Origin of the sequence: Oligella ureolytica DSM 18253 (assembly GCF_000373745.1) — a bacterium.
GTDB classification, from domain to species: domain Bacteria; phylum Pseudomonadota; class Gammaproteobacteria; order Burkholderiales; family Burkholderiaceae_B; genus Oligella; species Oligella ureolytica.
On record NZ_KB892280.1, the window covers coordinates 116,143 to 140,714 of the forward strand.

General features: G+C 43.7%; 26 protein-coding genes and 1 pseudogene. 9 read left to right on the plus strand and 18 right to left on the minus strand.

Annotation, left to right across the window (positions count from 1 at the left end):
* Nucleotides 1-2: 2 nt before the first annotated feature.
* From B092_RS0101225 to alr, 3 genes are read right to left on the minus strand one after another with little or no spacing between them, the layout of a single operon-like run.
* The gene (locus tag B092_RS0101225; protein WP_018573423.1) at nt 3-773 is read right to left on the minus strand and encodes a sulfite exporter TauE/SafE family protein; all 771 of its coding nucleotides are present in this window, start codon (nt 771-773) and stop codon (nt 3-5) included.
* Nucleotides 774-777: 4 nt separating this feature from the next.
* Entirely contained in the window at nt 778-2,148 is a 1,371-nt protein-coding gene (gene radA, locus B092_RS0101230; RefSeq protein WP_018573424.1) for a DNA repair protein RadA, read from the minus strand.
* Nucleotides 2,149-2,154: 6 nt separating this feature from the next.
* Nucleotides 2,155-3,315 (minus strand): alanine racemase, encoded by a 1,161-nt coding sequence (gene alr, locus B092_RS0101235; protein WP_026253518.1) that lies wholly within the window; start codon nt 3,313-3,315, stop codon nt 2,155-2,157.
* A gap of 222 nt (nt 3,316-3,537) precedes the next feature.
* Here alr and B092_RS0101240 point away from each other — a divergent pair, with 222 nt between their 5' ends.
* The gene (locus tag B092_RS0101240) at nt 3,538-4,428 is read left to right on the plus strand and encodes a squalene/phytoene synthase family protein (RefSeq protein WP_018573426.1); all 891 of its coding nucleotides are present in this window, start codon (nt 3,538-3,540) and stop codon (nt 4,426-4,428) included.
* Between the two features lies 1 nt (nt 4,429).
* Here the strand turns inward: B092_RS0101240 and B092_RS0101245 are convergent, their stop codons facing one another.
* The 5 genes from B092_RS0101245 to alaC form a co-directional block, all read right to left on the minus strand.
* Nucleotides 4,430-5,068: a flavin reductase family protein gene (locus B092_RS0101245; protein ID WP_018573427.1), complete on the minus strand. Its 639-nt coding sequence runs from the start codon at nt 5,066-5,068 to the stop codon at nt 4,430-4,432.
* 56 nt (nt 5,069-5,124) lie between these two features.
* A complete protein-coding gene (locus B092_RS0101250) occupies nt 5,125-5,541 on the minus strand; it encodes a hypothetical protein (protein ID WP_018573428.1) in 417 nt (138 codons plus the stop codon).
* Nucleotides 5,542-5,628: 87 nt separating this feature from the next.
* Nucleotides 5,629-7,038, minus strand: a complete 1,410-nt coding sequence (gene thrC / locus B092_RS0101255) for a threonine synthase (protein ID WP_018573429.1) — start codon at nt 7,036-7,038, stop codon at nt 5,629-5,631.
* Entirely contained in the window at nt 7,035-8,360 is a 1,326-nt protein-coding gene (locus tag B092_RS0101260) for a homoserine dehydrogenase (protein WP_018573430.1), read from the minus strand. Before B092_RS0101260 ends, thrC begins: the two co-directional genes overlap by 4 nt.
* On the minus strand, nt 8,341-9,531 hold the full coding sequence (alaC, locus tag B092_RS0101265) for an alanine transaminase (RefSeq protein WP_018573431.1): 1,191 nt from the start codon (nt 9,529-9,531) through the stop codon (nt 8,341-8,343). Before alaC ends, B092_RS0101260 begins: the two co-directional genes overlap by 20 nt.
* A 179-nt stretch (nt 9,532-9,710) precedes the next feature.
* Between alaC and B092_RS0101270 the strand changes: the two genes are divergently transcribed.
* The 4 genes from B092_RS0101270 (at nt 9,711) to B092_RS0101285 (ending at nt 13,546) form a co-directional block, all read left to right on the plus strand.
* Nucleotides 9,711-10,157 carry an Mth938-like domain-containing protein gene (locus B092_RS0101270; protein ID WP_018573432.1) on the plus strand — a complete coding sequence of 149 codons (447 nt, stop codon included), beginning with the start codon at nt 9,711-9,713 and terminating at the stop codon, nt 10,155-10,157.
* A gap of 42 nt (nt 10,158-10,199) precedes the next feature.
* A complete protein-coding gene (locus B092_RS0101275) occupies nt 10,200-10,667 on the plus strand; it encodes a peroxiredoxin (protein WP_018573433.1) in 468 nt (155 codons plus the stop codon).
* A gap of 52 nt (nt 10,668-10,719) precedes the next feature.
* Nucleotides 10,720-12,456 carry a PhoH family protein gene (locus B092_RS0101280; protein ID WP_018573434.1) on the plus strand — a complete coding sequence of 579 codons (1,737 nt, stop codon included), beginning with the start codon at nt 10,720-10,722 and terminating at the stop codon, nt 12,454-12,456.
* A 76-nt stretch (nt 12,457-12,532) separates the two neighbouring features.
* Nucleotides 12,533-13,546: a bile acid:sodium symporter family protein gene (locus B092_RS0101285; protein ID WP_018573435.1), complete on the plus strand. Its 1,014-nt coding sequence runs from the start codon at nt 12,533-12,535 to the stop codon at nt 13,544-13,546.
* A 34-nt stretch (nt 13,547-13,580) separates the two neighbouring features.
* Here B092_RS0101285 and B092_RS0101290 read toward each other — a convergent pair whose 3' ends face one another.
* On the minus strand, nt 13,581-14,246 hold the full coding sequence (locus B092_RS0101290; protein ID WP_018573436.1) for an alpha/beta hydrolase family protein: 666 nt from the start codon (nt 14,244-14,246) through the stop codon (nt 13,581-13,583).
* 99 nt (nt 14,247-14,345) lie between these two features.
* Between B092_RS0101290 and B092_RS0101295 the strand changes: the two genes are divergently transcribed.
* Complete coding sequence (locus B092_RS0101295) at nt 14,346-14,807, plus strand: GatB/YqeY domain-containing protein (RefSeq protein WP_018573437.1); 462 nt, start codon at nt 14,346-14,348, stop codon at nt 14,805-14,807.
* 2 nt (nt 14,808-14,809) lie between these two features.
* On the opposite strand, the gene dinB is transcribed toward B092_RS0101295, so the two are convergent.
* The gene (dinB, locus tag B092_RS0101300) at nt 14,810-15,871 is read right to left on the minus strand and encodes a DNA polymerase IV (protein ID WP_026253519.1); all 1,062 of its coding nucleotides are present in this window, start codon (nt 15,869-15,871) and stop codon (nt 14,810-14,812) included.
* Between the two features lie 96 nt (nt 15,872-15,967).
* On the opposite strand from dinB, the gene B092_RS15575 reads away from it, so the two are divergent.
* Nucleotides 15,968-16,114 carry a hypothetical protein gene (locus tag B092_RS15575; protein ID WP_018573439.1) on the plus strand — a complete coding sequence of 49 codons (147 nt, stop codon included), beginning with the start codon at nt 15,968-15,970 and terminating at the stop codon, nt 16,112-16,114.
* Nucleotides 16,115-16,124: 10 nt separating this feature from the next.
* Nucleotides 16,125-16,472: a hypothetical protein gene (locus B092_RS0101310; RefSeq protein ID WP_018573440.1), complete on the plus strand. Its 348-nt coding sequence runs from the start codon at nt 16,125-16,127 to the stop codon at nt 16,470-16,472.
* A gap of 13 nt (nt 16,473-16,485) precedes the next feature.
* Here B092_RS0101310 and djlA read toward each other — a convergent pair whose 3' ends face one another.
* The 3 genes from djlA to B092_RS0101325 all read right to left on the minus strand — a co-directional run bounded on the left by djlA (nt 16,486) and on the right by B092_RS0101325 (nt 20,083).
* Nucleotides 16,486-17,457: a co-chaperone DjlA gene (gene djlA, locus B092_RS0101315; protein WP_018573441.1), complete on the minus strand. Its 972-nt coding sequence runs from the start codon at nt 17,455-17,457 to the stop codon at nt 16,486-16,488.
* A gap of 66 nt (nt 17,458-17,523) precedes the next feature.
* Nucleotides 17,524-19,551: a UvrD-helicase domain-containing protein gene (locus tag B092_RS0101320; RefSeq protein ID WP_232244165.1), complete on the minus strand. Its 2,028-nt coding sequence runs from the start codon at nt 19,549-19,551 to the stop codon at nt 17,524-17,526.
* 166 nt (nt 19,552-19,717) lie between these two features.
* Nucleotides 19,718-20,083, minus strand: a complete 366-nt coding sequence (locus tag B092_RS0101325; RefSeq protein WP_018573443.1) for a hypothetical protein — start codon at nt 20,081-20,083, stop codon at nt 19,718-19,720.
* Nucleotides 20,084-20,313: 230 nt separating this feature from the next.
* Here B092_RS0101325 and B092_RS15310 point away from each other — a divergent pair, with 230 nt between their 5' ends.
* Nucleotides 20,314-20,571, plus strand: a complete 258-nt coding sequence (locus B092_RS15310) for a hypothetical protein (RefSeq protein WP_147277854.1) — start codon at nt 20,314-20,316, stop codon at nt 20,569-20,571.
* A 69-nt stretch (nt 20,572-20,640) separates the two neighbouring features.
* On the opposite strand, the gene B092_RS0101330 is transcribed toward B092_RS15310, so the two are convergent.
* The 5 genes and pseudogenes from B092_RS0101330 to B092_RS13450 form a co-directional block, all read right to left on the minus strand.
* Nucleotides 20,641-21,261 carry an ABC-type transport auxiliary lipoprotein family protein gene (locus B092_RS0101330; RefSeq protein ID WP_018573444.1) on the minus strand — a complete coding sequence of 207 codons (621 nt, stop codon included), beginning with the start codon at nt 21,259-21,261 and terminating at the stop codon, nt 20,641-20,643.
* The gene (locus B092_RS0101335; protein WP_018573445.1) at nt 21,255-22,193 is read right to left on the minus strand and encodes an MlaD family protein; all 939 of its coding nucleotides are present in this window, start codon (nt 22,191-22,193) and stop codon (nt 21,255-21,257) included. The genes B092_RS0101330 and B092_RS0101335 overlap by 7 nt, the downstream gene beginning before the upstream one ends.
* 16 nt (nt 22,194-22,209) lie before the next feature.
* The gene (locus B092_RS0101340; RefSeq protein WP_408637654.1) at nt 22,210-23,037 is read right to left on the minus strand and encodes an ABC transporter ATP-binding protein; all 828 of its coding nucleotides are present in this window, start codon (nt 23,035-23,037) and stop codon (nt 22,210-22,212) included.
* Between the two features lie 11 nt (nt 23,038-23,048).
* Nucleotides 23,049-24,182, minus strand: coding sequence for an MlaE family ABC transporter permease (locus B092_RS0101345; RefSeq protein ID WP_018573447.1), 1,134 nt, complete (start codon nt 24,180-24,182; stop codon nt 23,049-23,051).
* A 165-nt stretch (nt 24,183-24,347) separates the two neighbouring features.
* Nucleotides 24,348-24,572 (minus strand): annotated as a pseudogene (locus B092_RS13450) (zinc ribbon domain-containing protein); the annotation flags it as partial.

Genomic DNA, 24,572 nt, shown 5'->3' on the forward strand with positions numbered 1-24,572 from the left:
TACTATTTGAGCAGTAGAAGAACAACGGTCAACAGTAAGACAACCGCAAATAGCCTTTTTAGAAACACCTCAGACAGACGAACAGCCAATTGTATCCCCTGCTTAACCATCATCACACCACCAATGGCCAATGGAATTCCTACCGCCCAATCCGCACTACCATGCCAAGCATAAGTGATTAGCCCCATCGTTACGCCGGGCAAAACCAAGGCTAAACCAATCCCCTGTGCGACTACTTGCCTATATCCGTAGATAATCGTCAGTACGGGCACGGCAACTAAAGAGCCCCCTACGCCAAAAAAGCCACCAATTAAACCGGCCGCTACGCCCAACATAAAGAAGCCGGTTCGCCCCATTTTCTTAGGCTCAGGAAGCTTCTTAGTTAAATCTACATTTTTACGAGGACGCGTTTGCCAAAAATACAATAAAGAAAGGAGAAAAAGCAGGACAGCAAAGCTGCGTCTCAGTAAGATGGGATCCACCCCTTGCGCCAAAATGGAAGAGAAGTTGGTGACAATCACATTAACAACAATTGCAAGACTGACACCTTTAAAATCAATCTTATTATTTTTATTGTAGCCATACACGGCAAACAGCACATTGGCCACGATCATGATCATGCCCGTCCCTTGTGCCAATTGTTGTGGCATATCAAAAACAATCGCCAACATCGGAATCGCCACTATTCCGCCACCTATTCCCACTAAGGCACCAACAAATCCAATGACAGCGCCAAGCGCTACAAACATGGCGAAGCTTAACGCAACTTCCAAGGCCCTATTCCTTTCTTAAAAATTCAAAAATATCTGCTAGTCGTGATACGGGCCAAATAGTTAAGCCATGTATTTTTTGTTTTGGTGCATTGTGCTTGGGGATCATCGCTACCTCAAAACCTAATTTAGCGGCTTCTTTTAGTCGCTCCTGTCCGCGAGTGGCCGGTCTAATTTCTCCAGCTAACCCCACCTCACCGAAGGCAAAAAAACCCTTAGGCAAAGGCTTATCTCGCATCGAAGAAATAATAGCAAGCAACACCGGCAAGTCAGAGGCGGTTTCAGTGATGCGCACTCCCCCCACCGCATTGATAAAGACATCATGATCAAAGGTTGGAATGCCGCCATGACGATGTAAAACTGCCAGCAACATGGCGAGACGACTCCCCTCCAAACCAATGCTTAAACGTCGAGGGTTCGGTACATGGGCTGCATCCGCCAAGGCTTGAATCTCGACCAATAACGGTCGAGTGCCCTCTTGGGTAGCCATCACACATGAGCCGGCAATATCAGTGGAGTGCTGAGAGAGAAAAATGGCGGAGGGATTATTGATACCTCTTAATCCCTTATCCGTCATAGCGAACACTCCCAGCTCGTTTACTGCGCCAAAACGGTTTTTAAACGCACGAATCAATCGATGCGATGAGTGATTATCGCCCTCAAAATATAGAACAGTGTCCACGATATGCTCTAGTACTCGTGGTCCTGCCAGACTGCCGTCTTTAGTCACATGACCAATCATCACGAGGGAAATGCCATTTTGTTTGGCCATACGAGTCAATTGCGCTGCACACTCTCTGACCTGTGAAACTGAGCCTGGGGCAGCCGTTAACTCACCCGAAAACATGGTCTGAATGGAGTCAATAACGACCACCTTGGGGTTAAGCTCATTAACTGCTTGTTGAATCGCCTCTAATTGAATCTCTGCTAACAACTGTACAGATTCTGTATTTAATTCGAGGCGCTTGGCACGTAACGCCACTTGTTGATCGGATTCCTCACCGGTCACATACAGCACATCCTCACTTGTCGAGAGACTGGTCAACACCTGCAGTAATAAAGTGGATTTACCAATCCCCGGATCACCACCAATTAACACCACTGAACCCGGCACCAGGCCACCGCCAAGTACTCGGTCAAACTCATCTGATCCGGTACTCATACGAGGAATCGTCTGCATCTGCACATCAGCTAATCGCCGAACCGGCGTCGCCGCAGCCAAATGATTAAAGCGATTCGCGACTAACTTTTTGGACGCAGCCTGCTCTATCGTCTCTTCTAAGGTGTTCCACTCCTGACAATGAGGGCACTGACCTTGCCATCTAAGCGAGGTACCACCACAGGATTGACAAGTAAATATGGTTTTTGCTTTTGCCATGTGACATTAAATAATTTGTTTGTTTACTCGTTGATTTAAATTACAAAGAGTCTCATAAGAACCTACACCGGCACACTCAGTCACTCGACCGATGGAAGGCCCTCCCTCACCCCATAACGTGACCCAATCACCGACTCGCGCATCAGGCACCGGATTTAGATTGATCATCATCATGTCCATCGACACCCGACCGACAAGGTGCGTTTCTTTGCCATTAACCACTACCGGTGTCAAAGCACCTGCCCACCGTGGATAGCCATCAGCATAACCACAAGCAACCACCGCAACGCGTGTTTTTTGAGTTGCTTTGAAACGGCTGCCGTAACCCACGGTTTCATTTGCCATGACATCCTGGATAGCGATAATCTTTGCTTTTAGAGTCATCACAGGCTGTAAATCAAAGTCAAGCGCTCCCTGCCCCTCTGCATTTCCCATCGGTGAAGCACCGTATAGACAAAGCCCAGGGCGGATAATATTTTGGTAGTTTGGTAAAAACAACTCATCGGCATAACGTAAGGTCGCTGCTGAATTACATACGCTCAAGCTAACAACCCCCAACTGCTTAAGCTGCACCTCGAACTGCCTAAGTACCAGCCTCATCTCATTCCAAGCATGATCTACAGAAGCGCGGTCCGGCGCATCCGCGTCGGCAAAGTGCATCATCATGACGACCTCAGCTACTTTATGCTGTGACTTAAGACGTTCCAGCTGAAGTAGTACCTGTGCTAAGAGTGCAGGTCTAAACCCTAAACGGTTCATGCCGGTATTGAGCTTGAGCATAATCTTAAGATTTGCTCCTTCCGGCAGTAATTGCAGCGCATCTAACTGCTCTTGGCAATGAATAGCAGTGGTTGCCGTGGTCGCCTGTAGAACCTCTAAATCAGCTTCCTCAAAAAAACCTTCGAGTAACACCAGCTCTTTATGCCAATCCAACTCACGTAATCGTGTCAACATCTCAGTTTCGATGACACCGATGCCATCGGCTGCTGCAAAACCTCTGACTGCTGCTTCAATACTATGTCCATAGGCATTTGCTTTGGCAATAGCGATCGTTTTACTTTGCTGAAAACGCGTTGCAGCAACCTGCTTTTCAAGCTGTCTCTGAACAGCCTGTAAATTATGAGCCATTGCTGATGTAGAAATCGTTGCTATGATTGGGCGAGGCAAAATATCACCTTAGAATAAAAGTCTTTTTAATCGTTGAAGTTTAAATAAATAGTTATTAACTTAAACATCATTGTACGCCTTTTGAAAAATTATGCAGTACTTGAGAACACTTAATACCCACAAGCTAAAACGGCTTTAAGTACGATAAAAAGAGCTAATCACGTAGACTATTGTTTAAAATGGTCTTTTTACTTAAGTTCATCTAGCCGTTAATTTCTTTTTATGACACCACTAACCTATTGTGAAGACAAAATCAGCCGTCCAGCCAGCAGCATCTATTATGCGCTTCTTACCTGTGCGGAGGCCCAGCAGCCTCATCTTACGGCCATTCTTGCTCTCCATAAAGAAATTAGTGAGGTACTCATTGAGTGTAAAGAAGCCTCGGTGGCGCGCATTAAGTTATCGTGGTGGCGTTCAGAGTTAGAGCAGAGCTTAAGGGGCAACCCCAGCCACCCGATCACCAAGGCCCTGTCAGTCAAAGGCGGCTTAATTGAGCAGCTAAGTTCAGACGCAACGACGTCTGCACAGCTCTATCAACTCTTTTCAGAGTTGATTAAGGCTACAGAATTAGATTTAAGCCAGGGGCGATATTTGGATTGGCCAAATTTGGCAAATTATTTAGTGCTTAATGGCGGTTCTTTAACCAAGTTATTGATGTGGCAATTACTTGGAAATCACTACATACCGGAAAAACACGCTGACTTTGCTGAAAACTTAGCCAAAGCCATTGCACTAAGCATTATTATTCGTGATGTCGGTTTGCACAGCATACAGGGAAGAATTTATATCCCTATGTCGGACCTACGCCAATTCAATGTCACTGCCAATCAAATACAGCAACGACAATATGCTGACAACTTCAAGGAGCTCCTTAGCTTTGAAGCTGAACGCGTTATGACGTTTTTTGATAGTGCTCAAACAGCTCTCAGCAACTTCTCCAAAGAAGACGTACGACATCTTCGCCCCCTTCTGAGTCTCGGCAGTATGTACAAAGCGCTATTACAAAAGATTCTCAAGAACCCTCAAGATGTGTTTGAACACCGTTTGAATCTTAGCCCACTCCAAAAAGCACTCATCGCACAAAAGCATAAGCTATCTTTTAATAAGATTTAGCTTAGCTCTTTGGCTCATCAATCGTGGGCCGGTGCATTTTGAACAAGGTATCTTCGGTGATTTCGTAATAATTTGCCGGACCGCCTGCTCGTAACACCCTGCGGGCTCTATGCGCTTGATAAATGTTATTTTCATCGATCATGGATCGCGCAATATGCACTCGCACCACCTGTCCGATCGCGATCCACGTTGGGTACATCACTCCATCAAGATCTTTCAATTGCTCACAAGATAGTAGCTTACACTCCATGGTCACGAGACTTTCGGCAACGCGAGGCGCATCGACCACCTCTCCGGCTAAGGCGGTTAATTTAGCAAATTCGAACTCATCCACATCGTCGGGAATACTGCTTAAGTTCATTTGTTCGGCCAATTCACGAGTCACCAAATTCCACGTAAACTCACCGCTATCGATAACATTTTGAATCGTATCTTTTTTAGACCCGGTTCCGGAAAAAATCAATACCGGTGGTTTGTAATTAAAAAGATTAAAAAATGAAAAAGGAGCCAAATTTAATACCCCTTCCTTGCTTTTAGTGCCAATCCAACCAATAGGGCGTGGCCCCACAATAGCATTCAAGGGGTCGTGAGCCAAACCATGACCTTCTGCCGGATTATAAGAATGAATTACTTGTTGCATAAAAATCCTTAAACACCTGGGTAAGGGCTAAACTTGGTCAAAGCGTGTCGCGTTTTTTAATTCGCTAACTGCTTTTCCTTGCGCCAAATAAAAAACTCTGTGAGCGCAATAATCGCTAAAAACATAACCCAAAACAAACTTGGGTACGCTTGTGCCAGCTGTTCAAATTCAGCTGAGATATGACGAACAAATAAATAATGGTAAACTGCAAAAACAATAAAACTGATGAACGCGGCAATAATACGCTTATTGTAAAAATACAGGTAAGCAAATGGTGAAATCAATACCGGCACGGCATAGAGCATTGCCGTCGCAATCATACCGAATACAGCAAAGCCAAAACTTCCTAATAAACTTAACTGACCGCCATCACCGGTTGAATAGCCATAAAAGCGCGTCAAGCTAAAAATAAAACTGAGTAATAAAATAGATTTTGTGAACTGCAGAAAATAAAATAAATAATTGTGCTTCATAATCAATAAAGGGGTTTGCTGCTGAACTATTAATGAGTTCCCAACAAACCCCTCCTCCAAAAGAAGTATCAACGCTAAGCTAAAAAACTATCGCTGAATGTTTTTCTGCAGATAGGCTCTCACCTGCTCTACATCATTGTCCATGACCTCCACATACTGTGGTAAATCCATCAGGCCTGCCAAGTGCTCCGGTAGTTCCATCTTAACACCTATCGCTTCTTGAATGGTATCGGCAAACTTCAATGGTAAAGCAGTTTCTAATACCAACATCGGTACGCCATCGTGAAGGTTCTCACGCGCTACTTTAACACCATCCGCCGTATGAGGATCGATAATTAAACCACTTTCTTCGTAAACAGACTTAATCGTATCTAAACGATCTTGATGGCTACTGGCACCTGATAAAAAGCCGAACTCCGCCTCAAAGCGATGCTTTTCATCCGAGAGGTCAAAATAACCCTGGTCCGCTAATTGATCCCAAAGCGCCTTAACCTTTGTACCATCTTGATGCATTAAATCGTAAACAAAGCGCTCAAAGTTTGACGCTTTAGAAATATCCATTGAAGGGCTCGAGGTTTTGTATGTTTGCTCTGAACCGCGAGGACGATAAATTCCTGTACGGAAAAACTCCTCCAACACGTTATTTTCATTGGTTGCAAGTACTAAGCGCTTAATAGGTAAGCCCATTTGACGTGCGATATGTCCGGCAAGAATATTACCGAAGTTACCCGAAGGTACAGTGATAGAAATTCTCTGTGCACCGTCTTCTGTCGCTCTCAGCCAAGCCCAGAAATAATAAACGACCTGCGCAGCAATACGACCAAAGTTAATTGAGTTAACCGCACCTAAATGATACTTTTCTTTGAACTCAAGATCATTAGACAGGGCCTTAACAATATCCTGACAGTCATCAAAAACACCCTTGACCGTAATGTTATAAATATTTTCATCGCTAAGTGAAAACATCTGCGCACGTTGGAACTCACTCATGCGGCCATGTGGCGATAACATAAAGACCTGCACACCCTTTTTGCCTCGTAGCGCATATTCAGCTGCAGAACCTGTATCGCCAGAGGTGGCACCTAAAATATTTAAGGTAGCATCACGCTCAGTCAATACATATTCAAAGATATTACCCAAGAATTGCATGGCCATATCTTTGAACGCCAGGGTCGGCCCTTCTGAGAGACCGACTAAGGTGATTTTGTCGTCAATCTTTTTGAGGGGGACAATGTCTTTATTGTTAAAGTTACCGCTATGATAGCTTTTGGCACAGAGCTCACGGATAACGCTTTTAGGTATATCCGTAATAAACAGACTTAATATCTCTGTCGCTAATTCGGCGTAGTTTAAGCGACGCCAAACCTCTAATGTCGCCGTATCAATACGCGGCAGGATAGACGGTACGCACAAGCCGCCATCAGGCGCTAATCCCTCTAACAGGATGTCACTAAATTCAGTCGGGCTCAAGCCGCCACGGGTCGAAACATATTTCATTTCTCTAATTGCTCCAAACGGATGCGAGTCACTTTAGAATGCACAAACGGCATCTGTTCAATCTGGCCAATGGCCTTTTCGATATCGCCTTCTCGGCTCTTATGGGTTAAGAAGATGATGGTCGCCTTGCCATCGCTTTCTTGCTCTTGAACCATTGAATCGATAGAAATATCATCTTCAGCCAGCACACGAGTAATTTCTGCCATGACGCCGGATTGGTCATCTACCAATAAACGCAGATAATAAGAAGTTTCAGTATCCTCAATCGGTAAAATCGAATAGTCAGCGAGCGCATCTGGCTGGAAAGCCAAATGAGGCACTCGATTTTCAGGGTCCGTATGATGCATACGTGTCACGTCAACCAAGTCAGCAATCACAGCGGAAGCAGTCGGTTCTGAGCCCGCGCCCGGTCCGTAATAAAGCGTTTCACCAACGGCATCACCGCGCACTAGAACAGCATTCATCGAGCCTTCGACATTGGCTAAGAGCTCATTCCCCTTGACCAAGGTCGGATGAACTCGTAACTCAATTCCCTCTTTACGATGCCTGGCAATCGCCAATAACTTAATACGGTAGCCAAGATGCTGTGCATGGATAAAGTCCTCTTGTGCTAAGTGACTGATACCCTCAACATACACCTTATCAAATTGAATTTTAATACCAAACGCAATTGAAGCTAACAGTGCTAATTTATGCGCAGCATCAATCCCCTCAATATCAAAGGTAGGATCGGCTTCAGCATAACCTAAATCTTGAGCCTCCTGCAGCGCGGTCGCAAAATCCAAATTACGGCGACGCATCTCAGAAAGGATAAAGTTAGTTGTGCCGTTAATAATCCCCGCAAGCCATTGAATGCGATTGGCCGTTAGGCCCTCTCGAATTGACTTGATAATAGGAATACCGCCAGCCACTGCGGCCTCAAAAGCAACCATCACGCCTTTGGCACTCGCTTCAGCAAAAATCTCATTGCCATGCAAAGCCAACAACGCTTTGTTAGCCGTAACAACGTGCTTCCCCTCTGCAATCGCAGCAAGAATGAGCTCTCTAGCTAAAGTTGAGCCGCCAATCAACTCAACCACAATATCAATGTCAGGATCTTGCACTAAGGCCATTAGATCATCGTCAACGCGAACATGCCCCGGTACATTGGTAATTTTTGATGGATTACGCGTAGCAATACGAACAATCTCAATACGACAACCGGCACGACGAGCAATCTCATCTGCATTGCGATTGAGTACTGCCCAAGCACCACTACCAACTACTCCAAAGCCAAGTAAACCCACCTTAACCGGTTTTAAATCACTCACTGAATGCACCATCCTTTTTAAACATCTCTTTAAATCCTCTGACCGCTTGGCGAATACGTTGCTCATTTTCAATCAGAGCAAAACGCACGTAATCATCACCATACTCTCCAAAACCAATGCCGGGAGAAATAGCCACTTTAGCGTCGGCTAACACCTTTTTAGAAAACTCAAGTGAACCTAACTCACTGTAGAACTCAGGAATTTTAGCCCAGATATACATAGACGCCTTAGGTATATCGACCATCCAGCCGATATCATGTAAGCCCTTGGCTAGCACATCGCGACGTTTTTGATAAATAGCTACCTGCTCAGCAACACTATCTTGAGGTCCATCTAAAGCTGCAATGGCGGCAACTTGAATGGGCGTAAACATGCCATAGTCGTGATAACTCTTAATCCGAGCTAAGGCGCTAACCACTTCTTCATTACCTACCATAAAACCTACTCGCCAACCGGCCATATTATAGCTTTTACTGAGCGTAAAAAACTCAACAGCGACCTCTTTAGCACCAGGCACTTGCATAATCGAAGGAGCGACATAGCCATCAAAGTTCATATCAGCGTATGCTAAGTCGTGTACGACAATCATATTGTGTGTTTTTGCCAAGGCAACAATACGCTCAAAAAACGCTAAATCAACACACTGGGCAGTGGGATTACTCGGGAAACCAATGATCAACATCTTTGGCTTAGGAATACACTCACTAACCGCCTTTTCAATTTCAGCTAAAAAGTCGCCGCCCGGAATCATCGGCACCGAACGCACATTAGCGCCGGCAATCACCGCACCATAAATATGAATGGGGTAACTGGGATTAGGCACTAAAACGGTATCGCCCTCAGCCAAAGTAGCAAGCATCAAGTGCGCAAGGCCTTCTTTAGAGCCGATAGTCACAATCGCTTCGGTTTCAGGATCTAACTGCACATCATAACGGCGCTCATACCAATCAACAATTGATTTACGCAAACGGAAAATACCCTTAGAAACTGAATAGCCATGTGTATGTGGCTTTTGAGCAGACTCAATCAACTTATCGACAATGTGTTGGGGCGTTGGACCATCGGGATTACCCATGGAAAGATCAATAATATCTTCGCCACGCGCTCGCGCAGCCATCTTAAGCTCACCAGTAATATTAAACACATAAGGAGGTAAACGCTCTATGCGCGGAAAAGATCTCATAGTCCCACCACTAATAAATAAAATATATTGACAAACTATTCAATCTATCCTATCTAGGGTTATCGAGCAATTAATTTAGAGAAAATAGCAAATTTTCCATGTGAAAGATGTGGTATGCACAACTTCTATTCATTAACGTGTCACAATTGAATTCTAAGATTGCTAGAAAAGGAGATATAGTGGAACTTCAGTTACAATCATCAAACACTGCTAATACAGTCACTGGCTATGGCGATGACTATATAGAAATTAATGAAACAAAGTATCACCAAGCCATTTTCTTTCGCCCCGAAGGACCGGTTAGTACGTGGGATGTTAAAAGCATCGAAGACATCACCTTGGAGTCACTTATCCAAGCTGCCGGCTTAATTGAAAGAGAAGTCGATCCTATCGCCTTTTTAGATGGCGATCATAGTGGCCCTTCTTATGAAAACAAGCCGGAATTGGTGATTATCGGTACCGGAAAAAAACAACAATTTATCCCTCCATCCATACTACATCCCTTATTGGCTAACCGCATCGGCATCGAATGTATGGACACCCAAGCGGCTGCACGCACCTATAATGTCCTAATGAACGAGAACCGTCAGGTAGTGGCAGCTCTACTAGTAGATGGATCTGAATAACCAGTCTGAATCAAATAATGTAATACGAATTGGAGCTAAAAAATGAGTACAGTCGAATTAAATAAAAAGGTCAATGATTTCACCGCCGAAACCAATGACGGCCCAATCTCTTTAAGTGACTTTAGTGGTAAGTACTTGGTACTTTACTTTTACCCCAAAGACAACACCCCTGGTTGCACCAATGAATCAAAAGACTTCCGCGATCAATACGACGCCTTTAAATCACTAAACGCTGAGATTGTCGGTGTCTCTCGTGATTCATTAAAATCACATCAAAACTTTATCGACAAATACGAACTGCCATTTGAACTGATTGCCGATACGGAAGAATCTCTTTGTAATCAGTTTGATGTCATTAAAGAAAAAAACATGTTTGGCAAAATAGGCCGCGGTATCGAGCGCAGTACCTTTTTGATCAATCCAAAAGGCGTGTTAATTGCTGAATGGCGCAAAGTCAAAGTCGCCGGACACGCCGATGAAGTACTTAAGACACTAAAAGAGTCGCAGTAAGACTTAGTTCGGCTCGTCCCTCTTTCTTTTTAAATTTTTGGTGCATTAAATTATGGCTCTTCCTAAACCTCCTCTTAAGCCTGCAACTCGTCTTGACATGACTGACATACCGACGCCAAAGGTTCGCCGTGTCACAAAAAGCGCGACCAAGACAGCGCAAGAAGTCACCTCTACTGACACGACTATTCAAACAATAGAAGCAGTCACCCCTCAAGCTGTTAGCGCAGTCAAAACAGCAACAGCTACGGTAGAAACTCAGGTTGAGCCACCAAAAGAAAAGACCTCCTCTAAAAAAACGGCGACCAAACAGGTCGCCGCAGCACCGCGCAAAATAGCCGCAAGAAAGGCAGTTAAAACGGCCGCCACCAAACAAATCGCTCCCGCCAAATCAGCATCGACCACTGAAGCACATAAACTATTTATTTTAGATACCAATGTGATGCTTCATGATCCGACCTGCTTATTTCGCTTCCAAGAGCACGATATCTTCTTGCCAATGATGGCCTTAGAAGAACTCGATCACAACAAAAAAGGCCTCACAGAGGTAGCTCGCAACGCGCGCCAAGTAAGTCGTACACTCGACTCACTTGTCAGCGATCACGAGGACCTGACTCAAGGAATTCCGCTCAACATTCTTGGCAACAAAGAAGCCACCGGTCAGTTATTTTTTGAGACCCAACGATTTGAACAATTAAATCAACAACACCTAGAAGCAGATAAGCCCGATAACATCATCTTAAATGTTGTTCAGAGTCTAAAGAAAACAGAAAAAACTCGAGAGGTTATTTTAGTTTCCAAAGACATCAATATGCGCTTAAAGGCCAAAGCGCTAGGCCTAGCCTCTGAAGACTATTTAAACGATCACTCACTAGAGGATTCCGACTTAGTTTATGATGGTGTCATGCAGTTACCTGATGACTTCTGGCTTCGTCATGGCAAGGATGTCGAGTCATGGATTCAGGGTGGTACGACCTATTACAAGGTAAAAGGGCCGCTATGTGCGGACTTTCTAGTTAATCAATTTGTGTATCTAGAGGGTGATACGCCGCTATATGCGCAAGTTAAAGAAATTACCGGCAAAACTGCCGTCCTCGCTACAGTACGTGATTACACACACAAAAAGAATAACGTTTGGGGCGTCACCGCTCGTAATAGAGAGCAGAACTTTGCACTCAATTTATTAATGAGCCCCGAAGTAGATTTCGTTTCTCTATTAGGCCAAGCCGGTACCGGTAAAACCTTATTAGCCTTGGCTGCCGGATTAACTCAGGTACTGGAAACCAAACGCTACACTGAAATCATTATGACCCGCGTCACCGTCTCAGTTGGTGAAGACATCGGTTTCTTACCCGGCACTGAAGAAGAAAAAATGCAACCTTGGATGGGCGCACTTGAAGACAATTTAGAGTTTTTACACTCAGGCAATAACAGCGAAAACCTACAAGAATGGGGACGCAGTGCCAGCAAAGAGCTGATTAACTCGCACATTAAAGTGCGCTCTTTAAACTTTATGCGAGGTCGTACTTTCTTAAATAAATTCGTCATCATTGATGAAGCACAAAACCTAACTCCTAAACAAATGAAAACACTCATTACGCGTGCCGGACCGGGCACAAAAATTATTTGCTTAGGTAATATTGCACAAATTGACACGCCCTATCTAACCGAAGGTAGCTCCGGTCTAACCTATGTCGTTGACCGATTTAAAAGCTGGCCTCACTCAGGGCATGTCACACTCCAAAAAGGTGAACGTTCGCGTCTTGCTGATTATGCTTCTGATGTATTATAGTGACTAAAGCTAGACGCTAATCCACCTATAAGGCTAAGGGTCGCCTGTAGATTAATTTACATATAAGTAAAAATAAATGCAATTTAATTACAAACGATTAATCCCTGATCAATTTACTGTTTTATTAACACTAGTTGTGATTATTGCTACTCTCCTACCGGCGCACGGTCGGGGAGAAGTAGCGATTGATTGGGCCAGCAAAATAGCCATTGCATTATTGTTTTTCTTGCACGGCGCCCGACTTTCCAGACAAGCTATTTTCCAAGGTTTGACCCACTGGAAAATTCACCTTGTTATCTTCAGTATTACCTTTATCGTCTTTCCGTTCATTGGTATCGCGCTCCGTCCTGTACTCGAGCCGATGATGACTCCCACCCTATACTTGGGTTTTTTATACCTTTGCATGCTTCCGGGGACAGTACAATCTGCCATTGCCTTTACCTCGATGGCTAGAGGTAACTTAGCGGCGGCCATTTGCAATGCCTCAGCATCAAGTATGATTGGAATTTTCGTCACCCCCCTACTAGTTGCGATCGTCCTGACCGACTTTAGCGATCAGGTGCCGAGTATTAACTTGATGTCTGTACTGAAGATCATTGTTCAGCTATTTGTGCCATTTATCATTGGTCACTTATTGCGACCTTATTTAGGTGGCTTTTTATTACGCAATAAATTACTCGTTAAAATGGTGGATCAAGGCTCTATTTTATTGGTTGTCTATGCGGCTTTTTCGCACGCCGTAAATGAAGGCTTATGGCGTGAAACTCCATTATCCGCATTAATTGCTGTATTTTTTGTTAGTGTCTTAATCTTAGCAATTGCATTAGGAGTAAGTCACTTTATCGCTAAAGCCATGGGTTTTAATCTGGCCGATCGTATTACCATTTTGTTTTGTGGTTCTAAAAAGAGTCTGGCCAGTGGATTACCGATGGCTCAGGTCATTTTCGCCGGCATGCCCATTGGTTCAATCATCTTACCCCTAATGATTTTCCATCAACTGCAGCTGATGGTGTGTGCTGCCATTGCCAATAAGTTGGGGCAACGTCCCTTGACTACCGAAGAAATAGAAGCTGAAGCAGCTACTAATTAACAACATCAAGCAAGGGGGCAATAAGCCCCCTTTTCTACTTATCACTAGCCGCATGCACTTCTTTTAAGATCCGCAAAGGAATGCAAGTTTCCAAACGCACACGCATTTGAGTAATTAAGCTAGGGTCTAAAGAGTCATCCAAGCCTTGAATCAAATCAATCGTACAATCACCCTCTAAATTACTAATCGCCATCTGAGCGATATGACTATGCTTGGCATCCACCTCTGCATCGCTTGCTGCATGGAAAAGATGTAACGTCTGGTCCAAAGAAATAGGCTCTTGCGGCAGACTAACAAAGCGACTACCAAATGCAATTAAACGCCCGGCTAAAGGCGTGCTTTGCTTAGCCAACTCCAAGACCAAAGAACCCACAGCCCCTACACCAACAAGGGCAGTAGCTGCCGATTCGATTAACCACTCTTTTTGTTGTTCCTGAATAAACTCCATCCAAGCAGGTTGAACGGCATCAAGCCATGCCTGCTGCTCTACCTCTGATAAATCCTCAGTCAGCGCCGGCATTTCTGTCAAACTAACATTCATTAAAACAGCCTGAGGAAATCGTGCTGCTAATACCTTGATAACCTCGTCAGCACCCTCTACATCATCTGCTTTTGCTGAGCGAGATAATACAATAAAAAGCGGCCCAAGATTCATCTGTTCTTTTGGCAGGTAGTTTTTGTTAATGATAAATTTTGCCATCGACTTAATTTCAATCCTGTAGTGATTAATTTCTTTTAGAGTAACAGATATATAATAAGGTCATTAAGCTAAAACTCAACTCAATTATTAGGATACAAAATGTCTGACACTTTAAAAGATAAAATCTCTAACGCCACTAAAGACGCAATGAGAGCTCGTGACTCAGCTCGTTTAGGCACATTGCGTTTATTACAGGCAGCGATTAAACAGCGTGAAGTTGACGAACGTATTGAGCTTAGCGATGAGGATATCGTGGCTATTATTGACAAGCAAATTAAGCAACGTAAAGAGTCTATACAAGCGTACGAAAGTGCCGGCCGCACCGATACTGCCGCTGCTGAACAAGCTGAAATCGATGTATTAACCGAATTTATGCCTGAGCAAGCAAGCGCTGAAGAAGTTTCTGCTCTCATTGAAGAAGTGCTAGCACAATTAAGCGCAGATGGCGTCACTGGTGGCGCTGCGATGGGCAAAGCCATGGGCGCTATAAAACCTAAATTGGCCGGTCGCGCTGATATGTCCGAGGTATCTAAGCTATTAAAAGAAAAGCTTATGTCCTAGCGTTAGAATAAGCTCAATTGAGAATCCACAGCTTCTTTGCTTAAAAACTGGCTAATTCCGATGCCTGCCAAACGATAAAGCTGTGATTTCTCATCCGGGCTTAGTTGTTCTAATAAATCCTCGGCTTGCTGCAAGATCTCATCAGCATCATGTAATACACTCGACAGTGTCATTGAGCGCGTCATTACTCTAAAGTCCGCCGTTTTCAAGCGCAGCGTCACACAATGGCCAAACTGCCCCTTACGCTGAGCGGAAGAAGCCACTTTCTCAGCTAGGGCCGGTAAAACATCGGCAATTTCCTTTATCGTCAAATCACGCGTAAACGTATTTTCAGCCGATATCTGCTTGGGCTCACGATTCGGTTTAACCGGCCGTTTGTCAACCCCTCGCGCTAACTGATATAGCCGATAACCATAACTGCCAAAATGATGCGTTAACTCACCTAAACTAAAGGTAGATAAATCTTCAACAGTAAATATGTTTAAGTGATGTAATTTTGAGAGTGTCACCCTGCCTACGCCGGGAATTTTTTGTACCGGCAGTGGTAGCAAAAAATCCATCATTTTCCGGGGAGACACTACTTTAATACCATCGGGCTTATTCCAATCCGAAGCAATTTTTGCTAAAAACTTATTAGGTGCGACACCGGCCGACGCAGTCAATCCAGTGCTTGCTAAAATATCTTGACGAATTAATTGCGCAACTTCTGTGGCCGTTGGCACCTTTAGTTTATTCTCAGTCACATCCAAATAAGCCTCGTCTAATGACAGCGGCTCAATCAAATCCGTATACTTTTTGAATACCTTATGAATTTGAGCTGATGTCTCTCGATATTTTGCAAAATTAGGCGCTAAATAAATCGCTGACGGACATAATTTCTTGGCTCTAACGACTGACATAGCGGAATGCACGCCATACTCTCTGACCTCATAAGAAGCTGCACAAACCACCGAACGCTCTCCTTCCCAAGCGACTACGACAGGTAAGCCTGTTAAGTCAGGTCTGTCACGCAACTCAACGGAGACATAAAACGCATCCATATCAATATGAATAATTTTCCGCATTGTTTCAAAAGAGATCTTCACTGAAATATATAAATAAATACACTACAATAATTGATTGTGTCGCTTGGTGAAGCGTTTTATTTCGGAGCATAGTACATGGGTAAAATTAAAAAACTTTTATTTATTTTAGCAGCTGCAGCATTTTTAACTGCTTGTGCCGGCCAACACCCAGATAGCTATCAAGGTCCTGCTGCTCCTAAGCCACAAGACCTACCGCCACCTACCAATCTACTTAACGAGTAATAAAAAGCGCATGCAAAACTACTTAACAAGTTCATTTAATCGCTACCTTGAATACTTCGATGGAGAGACTAGCGCACACATTGGTATCGAGCTACTCTGTCACTTTGAAGGCATACAAGTTTTTTTAAGCTTTGTTGCGGCAGACACCGACTACGAACTAATTCCGGAAATCCTCCCCGAAGAGCGTTTCGAAGAGACTTCTATTCATGTCAGTGAGTTACTCCAAGACACCGACATAGATGACGAGATTGAGACTATTTTGAGCAATGCCGCCGAGGGTGACACCCTGGTTTTTTTCTGTGAGTCAAACGAACTCATTGAGCGCGCTTTAGAGTCACTCGCCTACAGTAACCACTAATATAGCGCCAACACTAGCGTGACCAGCCCTTATACTCAAGAATATAATTATAGGCGCTAATAATTTCTTGAGTTTTCTCTTTAGCCATCTTGACTAGCCCCTCAGGAAGATTTTGACCTGCCATTTTATCGGGATGATATTGGTTAATAAGCTTACGATACACTCGTTTTAATTCGTCTTGTTGAATATCCTCTGTGACCCCTAGGGTAGCCAAGGATTCAGCTAATTTAGATTTAGTCGCTCGGCTCCAACCATGCTGCTGGCCCCCTCCTCCGGCACCATAAGACTGCTCTCGGCTCCTGTATGAAGAGCCACCATTCTGTTCATAAGCTCTGTGACTCGAACCTTGCTCGAATTGAGAAATAAAACTTTCAAACAGCTCAGGACGTGCCCCTGTTAACGGAAATAAAGAACGGACAATCTCTTTTTCAGAAATAATAATACGGCCATCCAAGATAGCTGCGCCTAAACAAATATCAAAGAACATCCGTTGAAAATTCGGAAAAGCAATAAACTGTTTTTTTAACTCTGCTACCAAGACAGGCAGCGAAAAGTCAGCCGCTTTACCTTGATTAAAACGCTTTCTTGCTTCAATACGCAAAGCTTCGGTCAGACGAAGTTGATCCATGACCCCATTAGCTAAGTCAATATCTTTTTCTTTTACTCTACCTTTGGCTTTTGCAATACGACCTAAGCACAAAAACAACGTGGCCACATAAAATGAAATAGGTGTAAACACCTCATTTGGAAAGATAGCTGAACGAATATGACCCTTAGCAAAATCATACGCACTCGCCTTTGGACGTGCTCTGCCCCAACTGGCTTCGCCCCAAGACTGACCGGCTGTTGAATTAGCCTGATGATTGCGACGCTTAATATAGCGCCATAAATAAGAAGCAACAATAGCGGCGAATAAACCGATAAAAAAACTATTGTATGTTTCTGCAAAGTATAAAAAAACTAAAAAATAAATTATAAAGCGCATAGGTGCTGAGCCATTTCATGATAGAGAACTTATCCGGTAGCGACCAGACAAGGTACGCCCTATATTTTACCTAAATTTAAAAATATTTAGTCTACCCCAAAGATTTCTCTTTTCTCTGTCGGCTAACTTCTGTTCTTTTATCAACTGACTCAAATACTGTACTGTATGAGAGTTTTTCAATTCCTCGATAAAAGTTGACTTGGTTGATTCGGCATAACATAAATAGACCTGCCTTCTTGCTCTTGTTAGCGCAACATAAAATAAACGCCTCTCTTCCGCAAAAGGAAACTCCTCAGCCATTGGTAAAAAACTTTCAATTAACTTATCACTCTGCTTTTCAGAAGGAAAGCCAAACTCCCCCCTGTTCATCTCTAATAGAACAACATAATCTGCCTCATTACCCTTAACACTGTGAACCGTGCCTTGTAAAAGTTCAATGAAAGGATAGCGTTGGGCATATGCGGAGAACTTCCTAGGACTGAGTAGAAAATGCTGAAAACGCGACAAAATCAATACCGACACTCGCCGTTTTGCATTACAACTACTTGCACCATCTTGTGCGTCGTGTTGTATCACCTCCAATAGACAGCTTAAGATATTTTTTGATTTAATTTGCTCTAAGGGACATAAAATGAGTGGATTTTTATGTCCCTGATATCCCTGTAACGACTTTCTAGATTGCCGACTATTAGCTAGTACAAATCGACTTGACTCCTCACTAAGCACCTCACCGAACCTAAAGGTTTGGCTTAAAGCATATCGCCTAACATCACCAAAGAACTGTTCAAACTCAACGGTAAAACGCAAATCCGAACCTGCAAAGCGATAAATTGCCTGCCAATCGTCACCTACACAGAAAAGTCGGATAGTTGGACGCTGTTGCCGAATCGCTTGAATTAACGCAGCACGCTGAAAGGAAATATCCTGGAACTCGTCAATCATCACCTCATCCCAAGGCACCTGAAACTGACCCGAAAGAACGTACTTTGTCGCCAGCGTAATCATTTGCTCAAAATCAATGCTGCTTGATTTATTTAAATCATCCTGATATAGCGTCCAAATAGGCTCTAATAAACGATTAAGTAGCTTACCCTCTGCCCCTAATATCTTCTCCAAGTCAGGCCAGACCAACTCATGCTTGAACAAAGGTAGCCAGCGGCAAAGCTGCTCTACAAACAACTCATAATGATAAGCCGAGCGCCCACATCTAAAACGCGTTGATTGATTGCGTTTAGTGCTCTGAAAAGCGCTAAACAACTCATAGCCCCGTTGATAAAAGGCTTCTAAATCGCTATCCAAAAATAGCTCAATACACCTTGTCTTATGCTGAGCGTGAAGGGATAAAGCATTTTGACGATACTCAACCTGCTCCTTAGATAGAGCATGTTCAGCAGCATCATAAACCTCTAAATAGATGTTGTGCTGAGGTAAATAAAAACTTGGTTGATAAGCTCTATATTTTTTCCAACGATGGGGCTTAGCGTAATGCGCCCTGTATAAATAATCAACTCTCAACTCATACAATAAATTTGCACACACCAACTCTGCCTGATTTTTTACGTACTCATCATTCAAGCTACGGAAAACAGCAGGATTAAACTCAGTGCTAGTTGAGAAGCTAAGCCATTTAAAATAGGTCGATAAGTAATCGGCATTTTTAGCACATAATTGAAAAAAAGCATGCCGTATAAAACGCTCTAATGCCTTGCCTTCACTTAATTCACTGAGCGTTGGTCGTACCCCCCTGACCTCGGTAACAATCTCTAAACCTAAGCTATGAAAGGTGCTGACATGCGCGCTTTTGTCCACCATCGGTAGCAACAAATCAATACGTTCACGCATCTCTGCTGCCGCCTTACGTGCAAAAGCCAACATCAACACACTGTTCTTTTGAAGCTTGGTTGATTGATGCAAATGGGCTAAACGACCTATCAAGGTCCTTGTTTTACCTGTACCTGCGCCAGCTAACACAAGACTCGACAAAGCAGGACTTGAGGCCGCAATATGCTGCTCTTCACTCAGCTCATCAAGGATTTTTTGACACAGTGTAAAAGGATGTTGAACGGATTGAGAATTTAAATTTACTTCACCCACAAACGGCCACATTAATTAATGTATTAGTGTTGTAAAACAGATTAGCAAAAATAAATAACTCGTAATAAAAAAGGCTAAATTTGTCCTAGTCAAAAAAAGCTTGCCGGTAAGCATACAGGCAAGCTTTTTAAGAGAATGGGCCCTAATGGCACAAGCAATGCTTAAACTACTGAATAGGACGAGATAAATCCTGTACCGGGGCACCACCTGTGGCAGCTGGCTCAGCAGCTGGTGCAGGTAAAGTACTGGCTGGCGCAGTCGTCTGCTGAACGGCTTGACCGTCAGGACCGATAACAGTTGTGCGACTTTGGCCAGATACTGTACCAACTTCTACTTGGCGTGTAGACAGATTTTGTTGAGCCGCTTGTTCTGGTGTAACTGGAATAACTGTTTCGGTAATACGTAAAGTCGGCTCAACATACATATCCTGAGACTTAGCCCACGCTGAACGGTGATCTGGTCCTTCCTCTTGAGCTACAGCGACACCACTCACCATCATGACTGACAATCCTAGAAGTAATGCTTTTTTCATAAAATAACTCCTTTGTTGAGATAGGTAATAATTAGTTTATACATTAATTGATCTTAACAGGGATTCATAACACGATATGCTACAAGATGTTAAGCTACGTGCTTACTCCGAGATAGATAACATGATTATAAACGCTTATTATGTCATTCCTGTTCGTCCCTCTATGATTTCGGTCTAACACCTGATAAAATCCAATTGTTCTGATAAGAAGATACTTAGGGCTCTAACTTATGAAATTAAAAAAATTACTATTACTCACCGTTCCTGTCATATTGTCAGCATGTGCGAGCAAAATTGACGTAAGTAGTCATAATTCCTACGGTCTAAAGTGCTCAGACAGTGCCTCAACATCGCCTGACTGGGCTGTTTGTCAAAGCAATGCAGATAGAGTTTGCGCACCATTAAAAGCTACTGATATCCGACAGCATACACCCACCGGTTCCGGCTCGGCGGATGACTCCTATTTCATCTCATTTAGCTGCCAGTAATTTGAAGCGGTAAGTATCAATTCACTTACCGCTTTATTCATGAAGCCTACGGTTTAGAGCTGCTCAGTGCTAATTCTTGCTTGATGACGACAACGAACTCAGCCACTGGATAACCTGTTGGTGAATCTGTTGGTTAGCTTTGGCAAAAGCATTAAGAACCGCCTCATCTGAAGCTGCCTCAAGTGGCTCTCGCGCGCTAAAGCTGGCTGTACTTATTGGATAGTCCTTGGTTTTTAGGCTGCTCAAGCTGGCATCCACGCTTATCACAACTTCAGCAGGCTCTACCGAATAATCTAATTGAAAATCCTGCAGCTCACTACGTAATGAATAATCACCTGCCGCCGTATCATCATTAATCACTGCACGGTACCTATTTGCACTACGCAATGCACGAATTAAACTATCTCTAAATACGATAGGGCCTAGATCTTCCCAACGAATCCCATCCATCACGGCTAAGCTATGCTCAGGAGTGACGACAATGATTCGATGGGTATCCAAATAGTTTCTCGTGTATGGAATAGCCACCCTGATGACTTCATTAACTGTAACAGCCTGCTGCCTTTGCACCTCCAATTGGGGGAGCTTATATACCGTCAGTTGTGGCGCTTTAGGTAAAATTGAACAGGCTCCCAGCAAGAGCGCCAATGAGCTCGCAGCGAATAGTTTAGTGAATGATTTTCTTACCATGCCTTGTACTCCTGTAACTGCTCACCCTCTAAGATAAAGCGTCCGGGACTTTCTGAAAAATCTCTTAATAGGTTATTGAATGTATTCATACCACGTCTAAACTCATTCAGAGCTGGGCCCACCTGCTCTAACCCATCTAAACCGGTAGAAAGCTTTCCTTGCGAGCGTTCAACTAATGTTTTGATGTTTTCAGCAGCATGCTTCACTGACTCAAGAGCAATCACCATCGAATCAAGTGCTTTAGTACCCTGCTCATTGACTAATTTATTAACACCGGTATTAAAGTCTTTAAATAAATTAACCGCTGCGTTGGCATTTGCTAACAGTTGATCAGCTTCACGAATAACCGATTGAATACTATCGCCCTCTGCCGCCACAGAAGAAGTCACAACCTCTATATTGGCTAGTATTTGACCGATATGTTCAACATTTTCATCACTGAGCAGCTTTTTAACTCCGACCAGACTTTCGCTCATGCTGGAAACTAAACCCTCACCACTCGAAAAAAGTTGCGATAAAGGTGATGGCGTAGCATAAATGATCGCTCTATGATCTCGTGTACCGACGAGGCGCTCAGCCTCTTTTGATCCACCTGAAAGAGCGATCACGGATTGACCGGTAATTCCAACAAGTGACAGCATGGCTTTGACATCAGACTGGATCTCTACGCTCTCTTGAATCTTAATGTAGGCATTAACAATATTTGGGTTGTCTTGAAGCTCTAGGCGCTCGACCTCACCAATTCTCAAACCGCTATACTCAACAGAGCTGCCGCCAGACAAACCGCTCACGCTTTCATTGAACTGGACAATGTAATATTGCCAGTTTTGAGAGGTAGTAAATTTACCCAAGATAACAACAGCGCCGATAATCCCTACGCTAATGATAACGGTGAACAAACCGATTAAAACATGTCTTGCATTTGGCTCCATACTTTACCTTCAAAAACTATATCGTCACAGAGTGTGAAGTGTACGCAGCGCGTCCACGAGGACCGTTGAAATACTCTTGAATCCACTCATTATCTACTTTTTTTACTTCTTCAATGGGTGCTGATATCAACACTTTTTTTTCTGATAATACGGCAATCTTATCGCATGCTGTGTATAAGGTATCCATATCATGCGTCACTAAAAAAATAGTTAAACCTAATGCATCTCTTAAGGTTTTAATTAACTCATCAAATTTAGCTGCGCCGATGGGATCTAAGCCCGCCGTCGGTTCATCTAAAAATAAAATGGCTGGATCTAAGGCTAATGAACGCGCCAATGCCGCGCGCTTAATCATGCCACCCGATAACTCTGAGGGGTAACGATCAGCAGCAACAGCAGCCAGTCCGACTAAAAAGAGCTTCATGAGTGCTAAATCCTCTGCCTCAGATCTAGCCATCCCCAATTGCTCAATAAGTGGAAAAGCGATGTTTTCTTTGACCGTCAGTGATGAATATAGTGCGCCTTGTTGGAATAGAACACCCATTTGTCGATCTACTTCAACGCGCTCTGCCTCTGATAATTCCGATAAGGTTTTACCAAAAATTGTAATCTCACCCGCTGCGGGTGTAATCAATCCGACAATAGAACGTAATAGAACCGACTTACCTGTCCCGGAGCCTCCTACCACACCGAGAATATCACCCTTATAAACATCTAAATCTAAGTTTTCATGGACCACATGCGAACCAAATTGATTACGCAGACCACGAACCCTAATGACTGCCTCATGCTCCGACGACATAGATGTAGACGTAGGCACGTTAATAGAAGCTTGATCTCGCATTTTTTCCATCACTACCAGCCCATTTCCATGAAGAAAAGCGCTAACATGGCGTCAATTAAAATCACCAAGAAAATACACTTTACCACACTGGCCGTCGTACGCTGACCTAGAGACTCGGCGCTTCCCTGAACCTTAAAACCCTCTAAACAACCGGTTGTCGCTATAATCACTGCAAAAATAGGTGCTTTGGACATACCCACTAGAAAGTGACGCAACCCTACCTTATCAATTAGCACATCAACAAATAGTGTTGGAGAAATGCCCAGCATAAAAACTGATACAACCATACCACCTAGAATACCTGCCACAATTGCAATAAAGGTAAGTAATGGCAAACTCACTAGCAAGGCTGTTACGCGCGGCAACACCAAAATATTAAGCGGATCAACACCGCTTACTTTTAGTGCGTCAACCTCTTCGTTAAGACGCATAGAGCCAATATGTGCAGCAAAGGCACTGGCTGTGCGACCTGCTATTAGAATAGCGGTCAAAAGCACCCCAAACTCCCGCATAAAGGCAAAACCGACTAAGTGTACGGTAAAAATAGTCGCACCGAACTGCTCTAAAACGGTTGCGCCTAAAAAGGCAATCACCGCGCCAACCATAAAATTCAAAAGAATGATAATCGGTATTGCTTGAAAACCGCTGGAATCCATATGCGCTACAACCGACGTAAAGCGCCATTTATTGGGCTGCAAAAAAGTCAGGAGCATATTTTCGATGATCGAGCCAAAAAAAGACAACCATCGTACTGTCTCATTTTTGGCATCAATGGTACGGCGACCCATGCGGTCGAGCCATACAGCAACAGCATTATATTTTTTCTTATCTATTTGTTGTTGTTTGGCCTCATCGAAACTCTGCAATACAGCTAACAATAAGTGGCGAAAAGCTGGAGGCAAGGAAGTGTCCTGCTCAAGAACCTCCATCAATCGCTTCTCTCCCACCATTTTGATTAAGAGATGAGCGCCATTAGTATCCATCTGATTCAGCTCAGAAAAATCAATGGTCTCAGTAGTCGAGAGCGCTTGCTCTAAACTATCCTTAATCTTTTTAAGCTCTTGGTAATTTACTAAAACCCAATCGCCTGTGATAGATAAACGCGCGTGATCATCGCACTTAAAGTATGAGGAAGCTGTAACCAATCCTTTGACGCCTAAAATATTTAATTGATTATGTTAGACCAACATCTGGACTAAAAACAACTTTAACAATATATAACAAAAAAGCTGCTCAAGCAATTAATTATAAGAAGTTTTGCCATCTACCCAACAATAGAAAAGCACCCTAATTTTGACATCCTCCCCGCCCTAAAGAACGGGGATTCCTACGGCGTTCAGGCGACCATCGCCTGACTCGCTTCGGTGGGTTCTTGGCCCGACGCCCTTACCTACAGGCGAAGTCTCTGCACAAGCTAACCGGGCGTGTCCCGCCCTTAACACATTGATCGCGCCGACTACGTCAGCGTTTTCCTCAAAATCACAGTCCATACACTTGAAGCACGCTTGGCTACGCCTATTCTCCTTGGCAACGTA